Origin of the sequence: Sporosarcina sp. P3 (assembly GCF_002743415.1) — a bacterium.
Classification (GTDB): Bacteria; Bacillota; Bacilli; order Bacillales_A; family Planococcaceae; genus Sporosarcina; species Sporosarcina ureae_A.
On record NZ_PDZE01000001.1, the window covers coordinates 309,681 to 325,176 of the forward strand.

Consider the following 15,496-nt stretch of genomic DNA (forward strand, 5'->3'; position numbering starts at 1 on the left):
ATGTTAGTTGCGCTTTGTTTCACGCAATTTTTCGGGTGTGACATCATTTCCTAGAGGATCGATGACTGTCAGACCTGAAAATGTATCCATAACTTGTCCGCGGATTTCACGTAAGTAATCTTGACGTAATACGGTCTGCTCGACTACTTCGGCATTGGTTAAGCCTTCCTCACGCTGTTTTTTAGCTAATTCATTAATACGACCTAATTGATTGATCATGTCATTCCCTCATTTTCATTTATTATTTACGAATAAGCGGCATACTATGTGCACTGAAGTGCGGAACGATAAATTCTTGCATCTCCTGTATCACTTCTGTTGTCGGTCGGTCTTCATTTCGGATCGCGAGTACCACATGATTTACTCCGATATCTTGCAGTGCATATAAATAATCGATTAAAAACTTGTGACCTGATGTGAAGCCTACTTTTATTGGAATAGGTCTAGGCGACGTATTCGGTTTCTCGGATAAATGAATAGTTAAAGGCTGTATAAACGGTTTAAATGAAATTGTCGCTTGCCGCCAAAGCTTGATCAAATCTTGCTGGCGATTTGCTTCTTGGGCGTAAAACATCCAACCGTCTGTATTCTCAGCTAACCACTCGATCGTTTGTCCGGAATATCCGGTACCTAAAATTGGGATGGTAGACAATGGTGGCTTAGGAATCACATCGCCTGCTTCTAGTCCAACACGTTCGGACTGAATCGTAGGGAAAGATTCTTTCCACACCGTTTTCATTACGTCTATAGACTCCCTAAACAGTTCATCACGTTCGTCTCGATTCACTTTGAAGGCTGGGAACTCGATCGGGCGATCACCTGTTGCCACACCAAGCAATAGACGCTGATTGGATAAATCATCTAATGAAGCGGCTGACTTCGCCAAATGGAGCGGATGCCGCAACGTCGTGACGACACTTGCCGTACCTAGCGCGATTTTACTTGTATGCGCACTTACATATGCCAGAAGTTGAAAAGGGTCATGCTTCACGCCACTATCCCCGAAGTTCGGATCGTAAAGAGGTGAATCTCTTACATATAATGCCGCAAAGCCTGCCTCTTCCGCTTGTTTGGCAAGCATTAGTTGTTTCGCTATAGCATTCGGCATACGGTGCTCATCAGCTTGATCCATAGGAAATGTCAGGCCGAGTGTTAACTTATTTTCTTTGAACGTTCGAGCAAATCCTTGATGCATTTGAAATGTATTCATCATCACTCCACCTAGCTTGCCATCCTACTGGCACTTAGACCATTTTATCTTTCAGCCATTCTTGCAGTGCTTGTACTTTCGGATTATATTCTGTATTTATTTCTTCGTAAATTGATGCAACCGTTTCGCGTTTAAGAATGGACTTCCACGAATTCTCGGCCTCTGCCATTAAAGCTGTTAATGCGCAGTCGTGATCTTCTTCTAAATTAAGCATGTCATGAAAAACACCACTTGGAGAATAGAGTGACTGTTTTCCTTCGATCGCTAAATATATATCGTACACGCGAATTTCTTCAGGCTTTCTTGTTAACTTAAACCCGCCTTTCACTCCAGGAACAGAAGTGATCAAATCCGCTCTGACTAATTTCCGTAAGATCTTTTGGGTGTATGTTGGCGATGCATGAAGTTGTTGACTGATGGCTTCTCCTGGCAATACCGCTCGATCCGGCAACATATTCAAGATCAGAATGGCGTATAAAGACTGTTCCACTCCTGTTTTCATCTGCATTACATCATCACCTTTTTCATTCTCATTCATTTGACGAACCCACTCATATCTATCGTGGATAATCATTGTCTTCTTTAGAATAACATACTCTTTTTACTATGTATAGTTTTCGACTTCGCTCACCATTTACAGTATCGTTGCATATATTTTCATAAAAAAACTAGCCTAAAGACGGAATTTCACCCTCTTCAAGCTAGCTGTTTAGTTCGTATTCTATTCCTTCATTCGCTTCCCTAGTACAGAGTCAAATAGTTGCTTCGCGTACGAATGTGAAAAGTGGAATGCTCCATCTGTTTTCACACTTTCGTCCACTATTTGTCCATCCTTCATGACATAAATTCGATCACATGCATACATGACCGCTGGTAAATCATGCGCGATGAATAAAATCGACATACCCATTTCTTGATTCAACTCTAGAAGTAGGTCAATGATTTCCCTTTGAATCAACCGATCCAAATTGGATATGATTTCATCACAAATGAGCAATTCAGGTTCCATTAACAAGGAGCGAAGCAAGTTGACACGTTGTTGCTCACCGCCACTCAATTCGGAAGGATATTTATGTAAATGCATTTCCGATAATTTTACTTTGCTAAGCATTCGCCGAATATGCGCTTCACGATTTCCTTTCATTGTGCGAAGAGGTTCAAGCAATATGTCCCGTACCGTCCATGAAGGACTTAGCGCTGCTGATGCGTTTTGAAAAATCAATTGACTCGCTTGATAAAACCATTTTCGATTTTTCCGCGTAACTAGTTGACCATTGAACGCAATAGAACCAGTATCTGCTGATTCAAGTTGCATGACGACACGCGCAAGTGTACTTTTTCCACTACCACTCTCTCCAACTACCCCCACAATTTCCCCGTTGCGAACAGTTAAATTAATTTCATTCAATATTTTTTGCTTATGGTTGCCACTGAAATAACTTTTCGATACATTTGAAACATCTAACATCTACCGTCCACTCCTAAAATCTACTATCCAATAATTGCTTCGTATAGATATGATGAGGATGCAAGAAAACCGTTTCTACTGCACCAGTTTCCACTACGGTACCTTGCTGCATAACGGCCATTTCATGAGCGGCTTCTGCAACGATGTCCAGGTCATGGGTGATGAGGAGAATCGTCGTCCCCCGTTCTTTATTGAGCCGAATTAGCAATTGAATGAATTCTTTTTGAAGCACCATATCAAGTGCGGATGTAGGCTCGTCCGCAATGAGTAAAGGAGGTTCCACGTAAAATGCACACGCAATCATACATCTTTGCAACATGCCGCCCGATAATTGAAAAGGATATTGCTCGACAACTTCCCAAGCAAGACCTAACTGATCTAAAATCCATTGCATTTTCTTGCTAAATACTTCTATCGTATCTCCTACACGTTCACCTGAAAATGCATACAGTTGACGCCCTATCTTCACAGAAGGATTAAAACTGTTCGATGCGTCTTGGAATATTGTGAATACATCTTGTTTCCTCAGTCTTTCCAATTCCAGAACAGACGCATCCAATACGTTTCGCCCTTCGTACATTACGGATCCACTTACTTTCGCGTCTACCGGCAACAGGCCGAGTAAGGCGGAAACAGTCATGCTTTTTCCACTGCCACTTTCACCAATCAATGATGTGATTTTTCCGCGTGGTATTGTGAAATTGACATGTTGCGTAATGTGCTGATCTTGTATTGCAATCGATAGATCTCTTACTTTAATCATTGACACGCCTCCGCTCCGGATTTTTCCACGCCTCTCCGATAAAATTAATGGCGAGAATAGTCAAGAAAATCATAATGCCTGGAAATAACGCGATCCACCACGCGCCAATTAAAATATCGTTTTGCGCGTAGTACAGCATATTCCCCCAAGAAGGAATTGCTGGAGGTATACCGATGCCAAGAAAACTCAAGGATACTTCCATAAATATCGCGCCTGCAAAATTAAATAAGGTCACAACAAAAATCGCAGGGATACTATTGCGCAACAAATGACCCCATAGTATTTTCCAAACAGGCGTCCCGAACATGTTAGCCATTTTAACAAATTCTTCTTCTTTAAGGCGAATGAATTCTGATCGTACAATTCTTGCGGTGACAAGCCATCCCGTCAATCCAATGAGCAGTGCCATCCCCCACATCCCACCTTGAATGATGGCTTGAAACACTAAAATAATAATGAGAGAAGGAATGGTAATGAGAGCTTCTAGCAATCGCATCATGACCGTATCTATCACACCACCAAAATATCCACTGATACCGCCATAGACAATTCCTATGACTAGCGACAAAATCACGGAACTGCTTGCTACTGCTAGCGTCACCTTTCCACCTTCAAGTAAACGCGATAGAACGTCTCTGCCTAAATGATCCGTTCCTAACCAATGCTCACTACTCGGTGCACTATATACCTCATCCATGTTCATGTCATTCGGACCAAACGGGGCGAGCCAGTTTGAAACCATTGTCAAAAAGATAATGAATCCGAGAAGGCTATACCAAAACAAAAGTGCTTTTCGTGACATCATTTACCGGACGCCTCCTTTACGCAACTTTGGATCTATGGCATACATAATAAGATCCACTATAAATAATGACATGACCACAATGATGCCCGTCACCATAATGCTGCCCATTAATAAAGGGTAATCCTTTGTCACAACTGCCTTTACCGTCAATTGACCGAGTCCAGACCAAGCAAATAATGATTCCACAATAATGGAACCACCAAAGAACGATGGAATGGTCATTGCCATGTAATTTAAATAAGGAATGGAGGCGTTACGTACAATTCCCCTCCGAATGGTTCGATCCAATACACCATTTGCGCGTGCCACCTTCACATAATATTGACTGTTTTCTATCTTAATACTTTCTTGTAGAAAGCGAGCGTAGATCCCCACATGCGTTACAATCAACACGCTGGCGGGCATAACGAGATGACGGATTTTATCAATCACACCGCCATGACCATCCACATCACCAGAACCAGAAGAAGGAAGGACCCCAAGACTCACGGCAAAGAAATAAATGAACAAAATACCAAGCCAAAAAGCAGGTATGGAAGACGTTGCGATACTAAATGTGGAAAGTCCTTTATCCCAAATAGAACCTGCCTTCATACCCGCCACCGTGCCGATCCAGATGGAGCCTAGTACGATAGAAAACATCGTCACGCTGAATAATAGTAACGTATTTGGTAGTCGTTCCCGAATAATTTCAGACACAGGTCTACCTTCTTTATAGGAGATCCCTAAATTCCCTTTGACCGTCTCACTTAGCCATGCAATATATTGCTCGGCAACAGGACGATCTAATGCATATGCACGGGTTATGCGTTCTTTTTCGGCTGCAGTTAACGTTTGCGCATTGCCTCCATAGAAAGCAGCAGCAGGATCTCCAGGCGCCGCTTGCATAATGAAAAAAGAGAGGAAGCTCACGATGAAGAGGACCAAGATCCCCATCACCATTCGCTTCCCTACCCATTTACTGATCATTCCACTTCCACTCCTCGACGTTCCAAAGGAAACCCGATCCGTGATGACCTAGCGTTCGTTCTTTCACACCGCTCACATTTTTATTTATACCATACACTGCATTTTCGTAGGCAATAAAGACAAATGCGGGATCATTCGCAAGTTCTTCTTGGAACTGCATATAAATCGCTTTGCGTTTTTCCGGATCTGTTTCTGTACGTCCTTTTGCAAGTAGTTCATCTATTTTTTCATTCGAATATTCACCATAGTTATAACCGGTTCCTTTTACACTCGATTCATCCGAATGAAACAAGATGTGCGTATGATGATCTGCGTCATACGGACTTCCCCATCCAACCATAAACGCATCTGCGTCTTCAATTGTAATTGCGCTCCAGTCCAGTGCAGCTACTTTTACATCCGCACCAACGTCTTTAAAACCTTCAGCAACATAATTTGCCATGTTCACACGAACGGCATCACTTGCAGGGGCGGTAATCGTAAATGATAGTTTTTCTCCGTCTTTCGAACGAATACCATCGTCATTTTCTATCCAACCCGCTTGATCCAATAGCGCGTTCGCTTTCTCTAGATCATACGTATATTTTTCTATTTGCTCATTATGGAATTCATGGTTTTGCAATGGTGAATAGGCAACAGAACCATGTCCTTTTAAAATACCTTTTACGATTTGCTGTCGATCAGTTGCGTAACTAAACGCACGACGCACGTTGACGTCTTTCCAAAGATCCAAATTCATATTGAATAAAATACCTCGGTAATCGGCCGATTCAATATCGTAAATCGTCAAGTTCTCTTCTCTTTCCAAGTTTTCAACTTGTACAGGATCTAGCAGGGCCACATCCACCTCGCCCGACTTCAACTGTAGTGCACGGACGTTACTGTCTGGAATAAATTTAAATATGACTTTTTCAATCGACGGCTTCGTTCCGAAAAAGTCACCATAGGCCTGTAGTGTCAACGAATTGCCACGGTCCCATTTATCAAACATATAGGGCCCTGCACCAATTGGGTGACTGTTAAAGTCTGCTGTTCGCATATCGACTCCTTCAAAGGCATGTTTTGGAAGGATCGGTACCGTTAACTTGTCCAGTAAAGGTGTAAATGGCTGTTTTAATGTAATTTCAACGGTATAGTCATCCAGCGCGTTAGTAGATGCTACTTCTTCAAAATCAGATCTCAAAAACGAAGCATTTTGATCATCCATAACACTTTCTATCGTAAACACTACATCATCTGCTGTAAGTTCATTCCCATCGTGGAATGTAATATCTTCTTTTAACTTAAACGTATACGTAAGTTTATCCTCTGAAACATCGAAGGAGTCTGCGATATCGGTAACTACATTATTGTTTTCATCAAATCGCATGAGTCCACGAAACAACAATGCATCTAGATTCGTTTCTTCGAGAATCGGGTTAAGCCCTTCGAACTCTTCTTCAGAAGCATAAATTAGGCGATTCTCGTTAGATGGAGTTGATTCTTTTGTATCTTCTTTTTTACTACAACCTGCCACAATAACTACAAGTACCATGAATAGTACAAGTACCTTCTTATTTAATCTAAACATTTCAATCCCCTTTATATTTCTATAGATTTTCCACATTTTATCATTATTTCATGTTCATCTACGTTTGTCCTGTCTAACGGTTTGATTTTCATAATAGAGCGATTATATATTCGGCAGAATTTTTCTAGCGCCCAGTATTAACCAAGTGCTCAGTACAAATGGCATCGTTAATGCAGGAAGTCCTAACGGCAGTAGCCAAATGCTGACACTCGCCATAAGAGGGACTGTAATACACGCTGCGACTATCCCCGTAATAGGTGCATAGCGATTTTCTTTCGTATTATACACGACTGATACCGCTAAAATAGTCAAAATAGCGTTGTAGCCATATAACCCTAACAGGATCAACGCATGTTCTCCAGCTAAAGCAAGAGCTGCAACACATGCAACGACGTTTCCGATGACCGCGTAGATGCCCATTTTCGTACTGGCCCAAAATACCGCAATGAATAATAAGAGACCGGGTATGGCTTCAGTAAGGAAAAAGATTTGACCGATTCCGTTGAAAGTGGATTGAAGTAGATTGATTTTACCTTCTATATGCAATTCCCAATTAGCTAAACTTTGAGGAGATAATGAATCGCTTAACTTGATGCCTTCAAGTTTATACGATGCAAGCAGTGTAAACCAAGTGAGTAGAATAAATGGTAATGTTAAGATGGGGATGCCGACGTTCCCAAAGAAATACATGAGTGTAGCTGTAAATATCGCCGTGATCGCTGCTCCTACCAATGCGACAATCCAAGCAGTAGGTCCGGTCAAAAATGTTTGCAATACTAACCCAGTAAGCACAGAATTATAGCTCATCAAACCCTGGCGGATCAATGTTCGATCTGCACCACCTATTTTTGCGACAAGCGTCCCAATCATGGCGGATAGTAAGGCAATAATCCCTAATGAAAACGAAGAAACCGTAATAGCTAATAAAATTAGAAGACCTGTTATGGTATTTTCGATATAAATGATTTGGGATATCCCTTTTAAAGATTCTTTAAGAAAAGCAGTAAAGCTTCCTTCTTTCATCACTAGCATCGATTGATTTGCTCTGTTTTTGTCTTCCAAGTTCCTCACCTACTTCATTTACTTTAGTGACCTATCGATTCAAATGAAATCGCAATATCCTAAAGTGTGTTAGTTGTCCTATTCTCAAATTTTCTGCTAATGGCTTCGCTCTTATACAGTATATGTACCTTAATCGAACCCAATAGCGGAAATGTCTTTGGCATACGTCGATCTACCAAGCGGACGCGTTCTGCGGAATGGGCAGTGATCCCACCCGTGTCGCTAGTTTCCACTTCGATCAACGAAATGTCTAAAGCTTTTATATAACCATCGTCCACGATTGCAGGATCATGACTTACGAGCAATTGCTTCGAATGTGATGATCTGGGTTGAATTGGTGGGATATTCACCGTGTTTGTAATCTGCTGAGATAACAATATCTGCAAAACCAGCCTGTTCTAGAATCGTTTTAAACTCTGCAACCCCATACCAACGAAGCGGGAACCTTTCTAACTCTGACTGTGTTAATTGCCCATGATTCCATTTTTCATATCGGTTATGAGTAATGATATACTGATTAATAAAGTCTATCTCCACTATTTTGCTTTCTAACGTGATCACTTCCTCGTTCTGGACATCCCAAGCCCTTGTCGATACCTTACCAACCGCAAGATCAGTTTGCAAAAATATATCTACAATCAGCTTACCTCCATCGGAAAGATGCTTATAAAAGTTGTTCAGAGCACTAAGAGAATCCTCTCTTTTATGTAGCAACAAAAACGTTCCAGTCGGCACGATAATTGCCTCATATTCTGTATCCAAAGAAAAAGACTCCATCTTCCCTTCAAATAACTTCGGCTGTAACCCTCTACTTTCACAGTTAGTACGGCAGATGGTTAACATTTCACTGGATCCATCAAAACCATCCACATTCAAACCTTTTTCTAGTAGCGGAATAAGAATCCGGCCTGTACCCACCCCGGGCTCAAGAATGTTCCCCTCACAAGAAGCCAACCTTTCGCTGTAAAATTCAACGTCTCCAAATGACAGACCAATATATTTGTCTATATCATATACTTCTGAAGAAAGCTTATTATAATAACCCAACATATACCCTTCCCCTTTCTCTATCCTCACTATACATAGCTTTAGCGTAACAATAATTTATAAATCTCTCGCATTCCTCTATTTTTCTCGTATAGATCAGGAATACTTTGACTGGTGAGTTTGTCTATTCAACTTTCAGTTCAAGCATTTTAGTCAGGATTTTTGCAACTTCAAACAGTCGTGAGCTTTAATTCATCAATAAAACATAAAGCCGCGATTTTGGCAAGGTTTGTTGTGACACAAATACCATACTTTTTCACAATACGATCTTTTTTTAAAAAGGTGAATTTTCCCTAGACTTCTTTTATACTACTAGTACATCAACGGAAAGGAATTACTTCATGATTACACAATTTTTCTCATACTACAAGCCACATCGGCGCTTGTTTTTAATCGATTTTTTCAGTGCCATTTTCGTAGCGCTCCTCGAACTAGCTTTCCCTCTCGCTGTTCAGTGGTTTATCGACGGACTTCTGCCGTCAGGAGATTGGAATCGAATTGTCACAGTCAGCTTTTTATTATTGCTCGTCTATTTAGTGAGTACGTTTCTTCATTATATTGTGAGTTATTTAGGGCACAAACTCGGAATTAACATCGAAACGGATATGCGCCGTGAATTGTTCGAACATGTGCAGAAGCAATCTTTCCGGTATTTTGACAATACAAAAACAGGCCATATTATGACCCGGATCACGACCGATTTATTTGATATCGGTGAACTGGCTCACCATGGACCTGAAGATGCTTTCATTGCGATCATGACAATTCTCGGTGCGTTCGGATTAATGTATACGATCAACCCCGAACTCGCTTTAATCGCCATCGTAATGGTGCCGCTACTTGCAGTGGTCGTCTCCTTCTCGAATAAGAAGATGAATGCTGCGTGGCATAAAATGTACCAAAATATCGCCGAAGTGAATGGAAGAGTTGAAGATTCAGTATCCGGCTCACGCGTGGTGAAGTCATTTACGAATGAAGACTTTGAATTACGCCGTTTCCAAAAAGACAATGATCAGTTCCGCTTAGCTAAACTAAAAGCGTATAAAGTCATGGCTTGGGCTACGTCTTCGATGTATATGCTCACTCGCCTCGTCACACTCGTTATTTTAATTGTCGGTGCTTGGTTCACAGTGAATGATAAGTTAACGTATGGTGAACTAGTCAGTTTTATTTTATTTAGCAATATTTTAATTAAACCTATCGATAAGATCAGTGCATTGCTAGAATTGTATCCTAAAGGTATGGCGGGTTTCAGTCGGTTCCGTACGTTAATTAACCACGAGCCGGAGATAAAAGATGTGAAAGGTGCAAAAGTCGTCGAACAGTTACGCGGAGATATTACACTGAGCGACGTGACATTTGGTTACGACGCAGAGCGACCCGTTCTTCGTAATATTAACTTAACGATTCACGCTGGACAAACTGTTGCATTTGTCGGTCCTTCAGGCGCTGGAAAGACGACTATTTGTTCATTGATCCCTCGTTTCTATGAAGTCAATGAAGGTTCTATTTCGATTGATGGAATGGATATTCGAGAAATGACACAGAAATCGTTGCGCAGTCAAATTGGAATCGTGCAGCAAGATGTTTTCTTATTCACAGGAACCATCCGTGATAATATTGCGTACGGTAAATTAGACGCGTCAGACGAAGAAGTGATTGAAGCTGCAGAAAAAGCACATCTTGCGGACTTGATCCACAGCATGCCGAATGGCTATGACACGCAAATTGGTGAACGGGGATTAAAACTTTCAGGTGGTCAAAAGCAACGCCTAGCCATCGCTAGGATGTTTTTGAAAAATCCACCCATTCTCATTCTAGATGAAGCGACTTCCGCACTCGATACAGAAACGGAACGCATCATTCAACAAGCACTAGAAGAATTAGCCGTTAATCGAACCACACTCATCATCGCGCATCGCCTTACAACAATTCGTAATGCTGACCAAGTCATCGTGATGACGGAAGATGGTATCGAAGAGCAAGGAACGTATGAACATTTATTACGACAAAACGGTACATTTGCTCAACTGCATCAGGCTAACCAAGTATAATAGAACATCAAAATACCTGTGTCGCAAACTACTACGTTTGTGACACAGGTATTTTTTACGTGGAATTTGATACAGTGTGTTTTGGACATCACTCCAAACGCATAGTCGTGATGCACGTGTTATCTCCTTCGAACGTAGTAATCTCGGACACAGTTTCTTTCGTGCCTTGTGTAATCGTTACAGTGAATGTGCCGTCACGCGGAAGCCACAAGTCGATAAATCCATTAGCTTCAGTTGTTTTGACTTCATCGAGTATTATATTACCTTCTGAATCTTCTATATGCACATTGAAATCTTCCTCAACCAGTTCACCTTGACAGCCTGTTAGACTATGGATATCACATGGGTGAGTAGTGTTAACGAATGGAGCGATCGATACAAAAAATTCATCTTCGGGAAGATCGTACGTTGTCACGTTTTCATCATCATCCGTGACAATTAGTTCAGACGATGTAATAGAAGCGGACGCAGCTACCTCATTTCTCACTGTGTAGTCGTTCACTAATTCTTTAATATCTACCGATTCCTGTGTTTCTTGAGTTTCCTGTGTTTTTTGCACTGTATTATCCGCATTTTCATTACTACAACCGACGGATAAAGCGGTAGTTAGTAGCAACATGGCCATCATTTTCCCTTTCATCTTTACACAACCTATTCTCTATATTTTGGTGCCTGTTTAAAAGAGCATACATTTCGAAAGAGCTGCGCGAAGCAACTCTCTCATTGGAATATTACTTTTCTGATAGCTCGTCTTCCACAACCCACTTATGGTTCTGTACTTCTTCTCCATCAGTTGTAGACGCGTAATCGATCATATAGACAATCGTTTGCTCTACAGATTCAATTTCTGCTGTCGCGCCTTCCATCCCTTCCATATGATCGGTGAGTACAGTCACTTCAGTTTCCTTCTCTAGTGGAGCAGGTGCTGGATCTTCTAATTCTTCATGAACAACCCATTTATGATCTAACACTTTTTCACCACCATCTGTCGGTGTATAGTTGATAGAATAAGCAACTGTATCAAATGCGCCAACAATCGTGGCAGTGGCTCCTTTCATGCCCTCCATATGGTCCGTTTCAATAATGGCTTCAGAGCCAACAGGGTACGTCGGGCTTTCGGCTTCTGCTAAGCCTTCAGGGATACTGCCATCGCTCGAATGGTCCATTCCTTCCATATCATTGTGTGAAGTTTCTTCACTTTTAACAGGCTCTTCTTCATTCGGCGTTGCCGCTCCGCATCCTGCAAGGACTAGAGCAAACGCTGCACTTATGGAAAGTACTTGTTTTTTCATCAGACTTCACTCCTTCATTATATTAATACTAGTATAACAATTCCTCATCGTTCTTTACGTTAAACCTTTAAACTCCTTAGAAACTCCTTAATTGTCCTTCTGAATTGAAAGTTGAGAAGGACAGTGAGCATAAAACACTATGAATCTTGTCTTTATGATTAGAGATATCTGTTTCCTTTGAAATTATAAAACAATAATCCCTAATAATGAGATGATCAATCAATTCTTGTTACATTACCACCCTTAGCCAATCTCTTCGTAACCTCAATGCCTTGAGATAAACGATCCGGCCTGCCGCTAGGATGGTTATGGAAATACATTATAAAGGCTGTACTAGCAAAGGATTTAATAGTTCATTAAAAACGATCTTCTTATGAAGCACCTCAATTTTTCGTTTAAATAAATTAAAACAAAACGCTACATCTACTTACCATCCATTACTACAGCTATAACGGACATCAAATTTTCCTGCTGAGAACATTAACCTTACAAACAACATGCCTTTTGGGGCTTACTTATAGGCCGTACCTTCTGCACTCTATTCAGGAACAGGTATATCGACTAATGCTCTAATCCGACAAGCATCCAATTATCCCTTGACTTCCTGTGTTGCCGAAGGTCCAATACATTATAAATATAAACCGAGAAACTGTAATATTTTTTCGCCGTCATTTTAGTAGCCGTTTCTCACACAAAGCTAGTTTCGAGTGGAACTAGCTTTTATATTCACTCTTTCCGCACCTGGTGGAATGAATTCCGTGGTAAAATAAACAAACGGTTTATAGCGGATTACCTTTTACGAGATGCGAACCGAGGCGTCACCTTTTCGGTCATTTTTGCGATTACTGCATCATTCTAGTCCATCTTTTTCAAATCGAACGCTGTGATATTAAACATTCCTCATGGATTTATACCTTCTTGCACCATGTATAGCGCTAACTCTTTCATCCTTTTTTCATCAAATTGCCACGAAGCAGATATAGCATAATCTCAAATAACATCACCTGTATCAACAGAGCTATTAACATCAACAACAAACTTTAATTCAGCCTTCATAAATTTTAGAGCCGATTCAACACACTCAATTGCCTTTCCTAACTTAATTGCCTGATCTAAGTTCTGTATGACTTCTGCCTCTATCAGCACCATTTAAAATGCTTCCGATATATTCCAATACTTTTGCTACCAATGACCTTCATCTCACTGTTTTCAGTGGATAAGAATAATGCTTTTGATATCGGTTAACGCATCAACTTATCTGTTGCCATTCAACAGATAAACACCGCAAAATTTAAAGGTGTGAAACTTCCTTCCTTTTTTTAGTCAAATAGTGGATGAATGACTTGTTAGTACTCCTCTTTTCTTGATTAGATACCGCTCATTCAAATAATTTACTAATCTTTTGATAGATCCATTTCATATTATTTTTAAGTTAGAAAAAGCCGACCGCACCCCGAAGGAATCAATCGACTTTTAAAATATATTCCGCATTTAAGCGGAAATACCCTGTATGAAACTCTCTCGCTCTGTTTACAGCAACTCATTACTATTTAGATTCGAAGAAGTTTCTTCCCCGTCTTAAATTACGTAATCAACGACTTGGTTTGTCAACATCCATCGTTCTATTTTTTCAGCGTCTTTAATAATAGCGTAAGCAATCTTTTTATCTAATAAACTAATTTCAGTATTTGCTTTCGTGGCTGCTTTTCCCCAGTAAGCGGAAAGTTCTCTGCAGCAAGCACTTTATTATACTGTAATATACATTCTATGAAATGTTTTCACATCTAAATAACTACTTTTGACTCGATATCCTATTTAATAGTCTCTCCCTTTCTACTAACAAAATATAAGTAAGTCATTCCAGGGCTTTTACCACTCGAAATAATACTTTGCCTGCATTTTCATTTTTTTGGATGTACCGCACTCTCCTGAACAATAATTTTTACCTCCACCGCTTTTCATGAAAAACACAAACATTTTTTATGGCTAGTGGCATATGAATCCTATTATGTACCGGCATGCTTTGTAAGGATAGGGAGAAGAAGTAACCTTCAAAATCCATACAACTTGTCCGTTTAACTCAACGAGCTCATGTGTGGTTTTCGTCAGCAAGTACAGTTCGTATTTCATGTAAGCTTTCCGTCATACTAATTTGAATAGAGTATCTACAGTACAAAAATGAACTATACATTCATGAGACGAGTTTAGTTGGACTACCCAAATTATACATAGTAATTCTACTAAGAACCTCAATGTCCATAAATTAAAGAATATATTAAAATATATTACTTTTATTTAATAATTGCTTCTTGATCTTTAGCCATAGACTTTCTAAGCACTTCTAGCTCAATTCCAAAAGGATAGTTGGATAAATTAGGCTTTATTGTACCTAGCATTACTAACAAAAGAACTTCATCCTCCCCCATTTCTAACGTCCCTATATATACCAGAAGGACTACTACTAATACAATCCCGAATATTTAATTTAATTTCATATATTTCAAATTCACTATCTCCTTGAATTAATGCAGCAACATTACCTTTTAGACATCGAATACCTCTTCTTCATCATGTATATGTAAAGGACCAATGCAGCCCGCGGGTATAATCATAGTATTGAGAGTGAAATTCTCTCCAGTAATAATATGAGAACCATTATTTGCCGTTGCCTCACGACCTATATACCTCATTTGTGCTCTATTCTATTTCGGTTAATCTACTATTAAAACTTCTACAAATTCAAATCCAATGTCCTGTCTTCCAATTTAGCTACATACATTTTTTACTTTTTCCTAATTTAGTATTATACAAAATCAGGTTTTATTTATAATTTAATATTAACGCTGCTTTTCTTTGTTAATAAAGATCTCAGACTCGTTTTATTATATGAAATTACGTAAGTAGAAAATATATATAGAAATTAGAGCTACTTTACAGATTAAACTTGAGAGAGTCTTGAATACATAAATTTGTTTTAATTTTCTTCAGAACTATTTATTAATCAAAATTAGTTATTTCCAGTGAGTTCATATCATTAAAAACACACCATACAAACACCGTTCTTAGTTTATAATTAGAGTTTATCGTGGTGTTTCAAAATTTTAGTTATATTATAAATTAAAATACTGTAAATAAAAAAACTACTCGCGAGAGTAGCAATTTGTTATATTTTTAAAAACTAAGAAAGTCTATTGTTTTAATACAATCGCTATTCAATGTATAGTAGTAGCAATTAATATTCTCGCAAACTACCATT

General features: G+C 39.7%; 16 protein-coding genes. 1 reads left to right on the forward strand and 15 read right to left on the reverse strand.

The genetic code is table 11. The features are described from left to right. Positions 1-3 precede the first annotated feature (3 nt). The 10 genes from CSV61_RS01540 to CSV61_RS01585 all read right to left on the reverse strand — a co-directional run bounded on the left by CSV61_RS01540 (position 4) and on the right by CSV61_RS01585 (position 8,897). Positions 4-219 carry a DUF896 domain-containing protein gene (locus CSV61_RS01540; protein WP_083031244.1) on the reverse strand — a complete coding sequence of 72 codons (216 nt, stop codon included), beginning with the start codon at positions 217-219 and terminating at the stop codon, positions 4-6. A 22-nt stretch (positions 220-241) separates the two neighbouring features. After that, positions 242-1,210, reverse strand: a complete 969-nt coding sequence (locus CSV61_RS01545) for an LLM class oxidoreductase (protein ID WP_099637828.1) — start codon at positions 1,208-1,210, stop codon at positions 242-244. 34 nt (positions 1,211-1,244) lie between these two features. Next, positions 1,245-1,718, reverse strand: coding sequence for an RrF2 family transcriptional regulator (locus tag CSV61_RS01550; RefSeq protein ID WP_099637929.1), 474 nt, complete (start codon positions 1,716-1,718; stop codon positions 1,245-1,247). A 213-nt stretch (positions 1,719-1,931) separates the two neighbouring features. After that, positions 1,932-2,678, reverse strand: a complete 747-nt coding sequence (locus CSV61_RS01555; RefSeq protein WP_099637829.1) for an ABC transporter ATP-binding protein — start codon at positions 2,676-2,678, stop codon at positions 1,932-1,934. Positions 2,679-2,691: 13 nt separating this feature from the next. Then, a complete protein-coding gene (locus CSV61_RS01560) occupies positions 2,692-3,441 on the reverse strand; it encodes an ATP-binding cassette domain-containing protein (RefSeq protein ID WP_099637830.1) in 750 nt (249 codons plus the stop codon). Continuing rightward, a complete protein-coding gene (locus CSV61_RS01565; RefSeq protein ID WP_099637831.1) occupies positions 3,434-4,246 on the reverse strand; it encodes an ABC transporter permease in 813 nt (270 codons plus the stop codon). Before CSV61_RS01565 ends, CSV61_RS01560 begins: the two co-directional genes overlap by 8 nt. Next, a complete protein-coding gene (locus CSV61_RS01570) occupies positions 4,247-5,215 on the reverse strand; it encodes an ABC transporter permease (RefSeq protein WP_099637832.1) in 969 nt (322 codons plus the stop codon). Beyond that, positions 5,205-6,785, reverse strand: a complete 1,581-nt coding sequence (locus tag CSV61_RS01575) for an ABC transporter substrate-binding protein (RefSeq protein ID WP_233193474.1) — start codon at positions 6,783-6,785, stop codon at positions 5,205-5,207. Before CSV61_RS01575 ends, CSV61_RS01570 begins: the two co-directional genes overlap by 11 nt. Before the next feature lie 102 nt (positions 6,786-6,887). After that, entirely contained in the window at positions 6,888-7,847 is a 960-nt protein-coding gene (locus CSV61_RS01580) for an urea transporter (RefSeq protein WP_233193476.1), read from the reverse strand. A gap of 288 nt (positions 7,848-8,135) precedes the next feature. Further along, positions 8,136-8,897 (reverse strand): class I SAM-dependent methyltransferase, encoded by a 762-nt coding sequence (locus tag CSV61_RS01585; protein WP_099637833.1) that lies wholly within the window; start codon positions 8,895-8,897, stop codon positions 8,136-8,138. Positions 8,898-9,235: 338 nt separating this feature from the next. On the opposite strand from CSV61_RS01585, the gene CSV61_RS01590 reads away from it, so the two are divergent. Continuing rightward, positions 9,236-10,948, forward strand: coding sequence for an ABC transporter ATP-binding protein (locus tag CSV61_RS01590; protein ID WP_099637834.1), 1,713 nt, complete (start codon positions 9,236-9,238; stop codon positions 10,946-10,948). 88 nt (positions 10,949-11,036) lie between these two features. On the opposite strand, the gene CSV61_RS01595 is transcribed toward CSV61_RS01590, so the two are convergent. The 5 genes from CSV61_RS01595 to CSV61_RS17160 form a co-directional block, all read right to left on the reverse strand. Beyond that, positions 11,037-11,588, reverse strand: a complete 552-nt coding sequence (locus tag CSV61_RS01595; protein ID WP_099637835.1) for a CueP family metal-binding protein — start codon at positions 11,586-11,588, stop codon at positions 11,037-11,039. A gap of 91 nt (positions 11,589-11,679) precedes the next feature. Beyond that, on the reverse strand, positions 11,680-12,240 hold the full coding sequence (locus CSV61_RS01600) for a YdhK family protein (protein WP_099637836.1): 561 nt from the start codon (positions 12,238-12,240) through the stop codon (positions 11,680-11,682). A gap of 215 nt (positions 12,241-12,455) precedes the next feature. Continuing rightward, complete coding sequence (locus CSV61_RS17315; RefSeq protein ID WP_099637837.1) at positions 12,456-12,560, reverse strand: JAB domain-containing protein; 105 nt, start codon at positions 12,558-12,560, stop codon at positions 12,456-12,458. Positions 12,561-13,230: 670 nt separating this feature from the next. Next, a complete protein-coding gene (locus CSV61_RS16660; RefSeq protein ID WP_158233748.1) occupies positions 13,231-13,389 on the reverse strand; it encodes a hypothetical protein in 159 nt (52 codons plus the stop codon). 1,142 nt (positions 13,390-14,531) lie between these two features. Beyond that, positions 14,532-14,666, reverse strand: coding sequence for a cupin domain-containing protein (locus CSV61_RS17160; RefSeq protein WP_255408153.1), 135 nt, complete (start codon positions 14,664-14,666; stop codon positions 14,532-14,534). Positions 14,667-15,496 lie beyond the last annotated feature (830 nt).

Coding starts and splice junctions, on each gene's coding strand:
- CSV61_RS01560 (WP_099637830.1), bottom strand. CDS start 3,441: ATGATTAAAGTAAGAGATCTATCGATTGCAATACAAGATCAGCACATT.
- CSV61_RS01555 (WP_099637829.1), bottom strand. CDS start 2,678: ATGTTAGATGTTTCAAATGTATCGAAAAGTTATTTCAGTGGCAACCAT.
- CSV61_RS01585 (WP_099637833.1), bottom strand. CDS start 8,897: ATGTTGGGTTATTATAATAAGCTTTCTTCAGAAGTATATGATATAGAC.
- CSV61_RS01565 (WP_099637831.1), bottom strand. CDS start 4,246: ATGATGTCACGAAAAGCACTTTTGTTTTGGTATAGCCTTCTCGGATTC.
- CSV61_RS01595 (WP_099637835.1), bottom strand. CDS start 11,588: ATGAAAGGGAAAATGATGGCCATGTTGCTACTAACTACCGCTTTATCC.
- CSV61_RS16660 (WP_158233748.1), bottom strand. CDS start 13,389: ATGGTGCTGATAGAGGCAGAAGTCATACAGAACTTAGATCAGGCAATT.
- CSV61_RS17160 (WP_255408153.1), bottom strand. CDS start 14,666: ATGGGGGAGGATGAAGTTCTTTTGTTAGTAATGCTAGGTACAATAAAG.
- CSV61_RS01575 (WP_233193474.1), bottom strand. CDS start 6,785: ATGTTTAGATTAAATAAGAAGGTACTTGTACTATTCATGGTACTTGTA.
- CSV61_RS01550 (WP_099637929.1), bottom strand. CDS start 1,718: ATGCAGATGAAAACAGGAGTGGAACAGTCTTTATACGCCATTCTGATC.
- CSV61_RS01590 (WP_099637834.1), top strand. CDS start 9,236: ATGATTACACAATTTTTCTCATACTACAAGCCACATCGGCGCTTGTTT.
- CSV61_RS01600 (WP_099637836.1), bottom strand. CDS start 12,240: ATGAAAAAACAAGTACTTTCCATAAGTGCAGCGTTTGCTCTAGTCCTT.
- CSV61_RS01545 (WP_099637828.1), bottom strand. CDS start 1,210: ATGAATACATTTCAAATGCATCAAGGATTTGCTCGAACGTTCAAAGAA.
- CSV61_RS17315 (WP_099637837.1), bottom strand. CDS start 12,560: ATGTATTTCCATAACCATCCTAGCGGCAGGCCGGATCGTTTATCTCAA.
- CSV61_RS01570 (WP_099637832.1), bottom strand. CDS start 5,215: ATGATCAGTAAATGGGTAGGGAAGCGAATGGTGATGGGGATCTTGGTC.
- CSV61_RS01540 (WP_083031244.1), bottom strand. CDS start 219: ATGATCAATCAATTAGGTCGTATTAATGAATTAGCTAAAAAACAGCGT.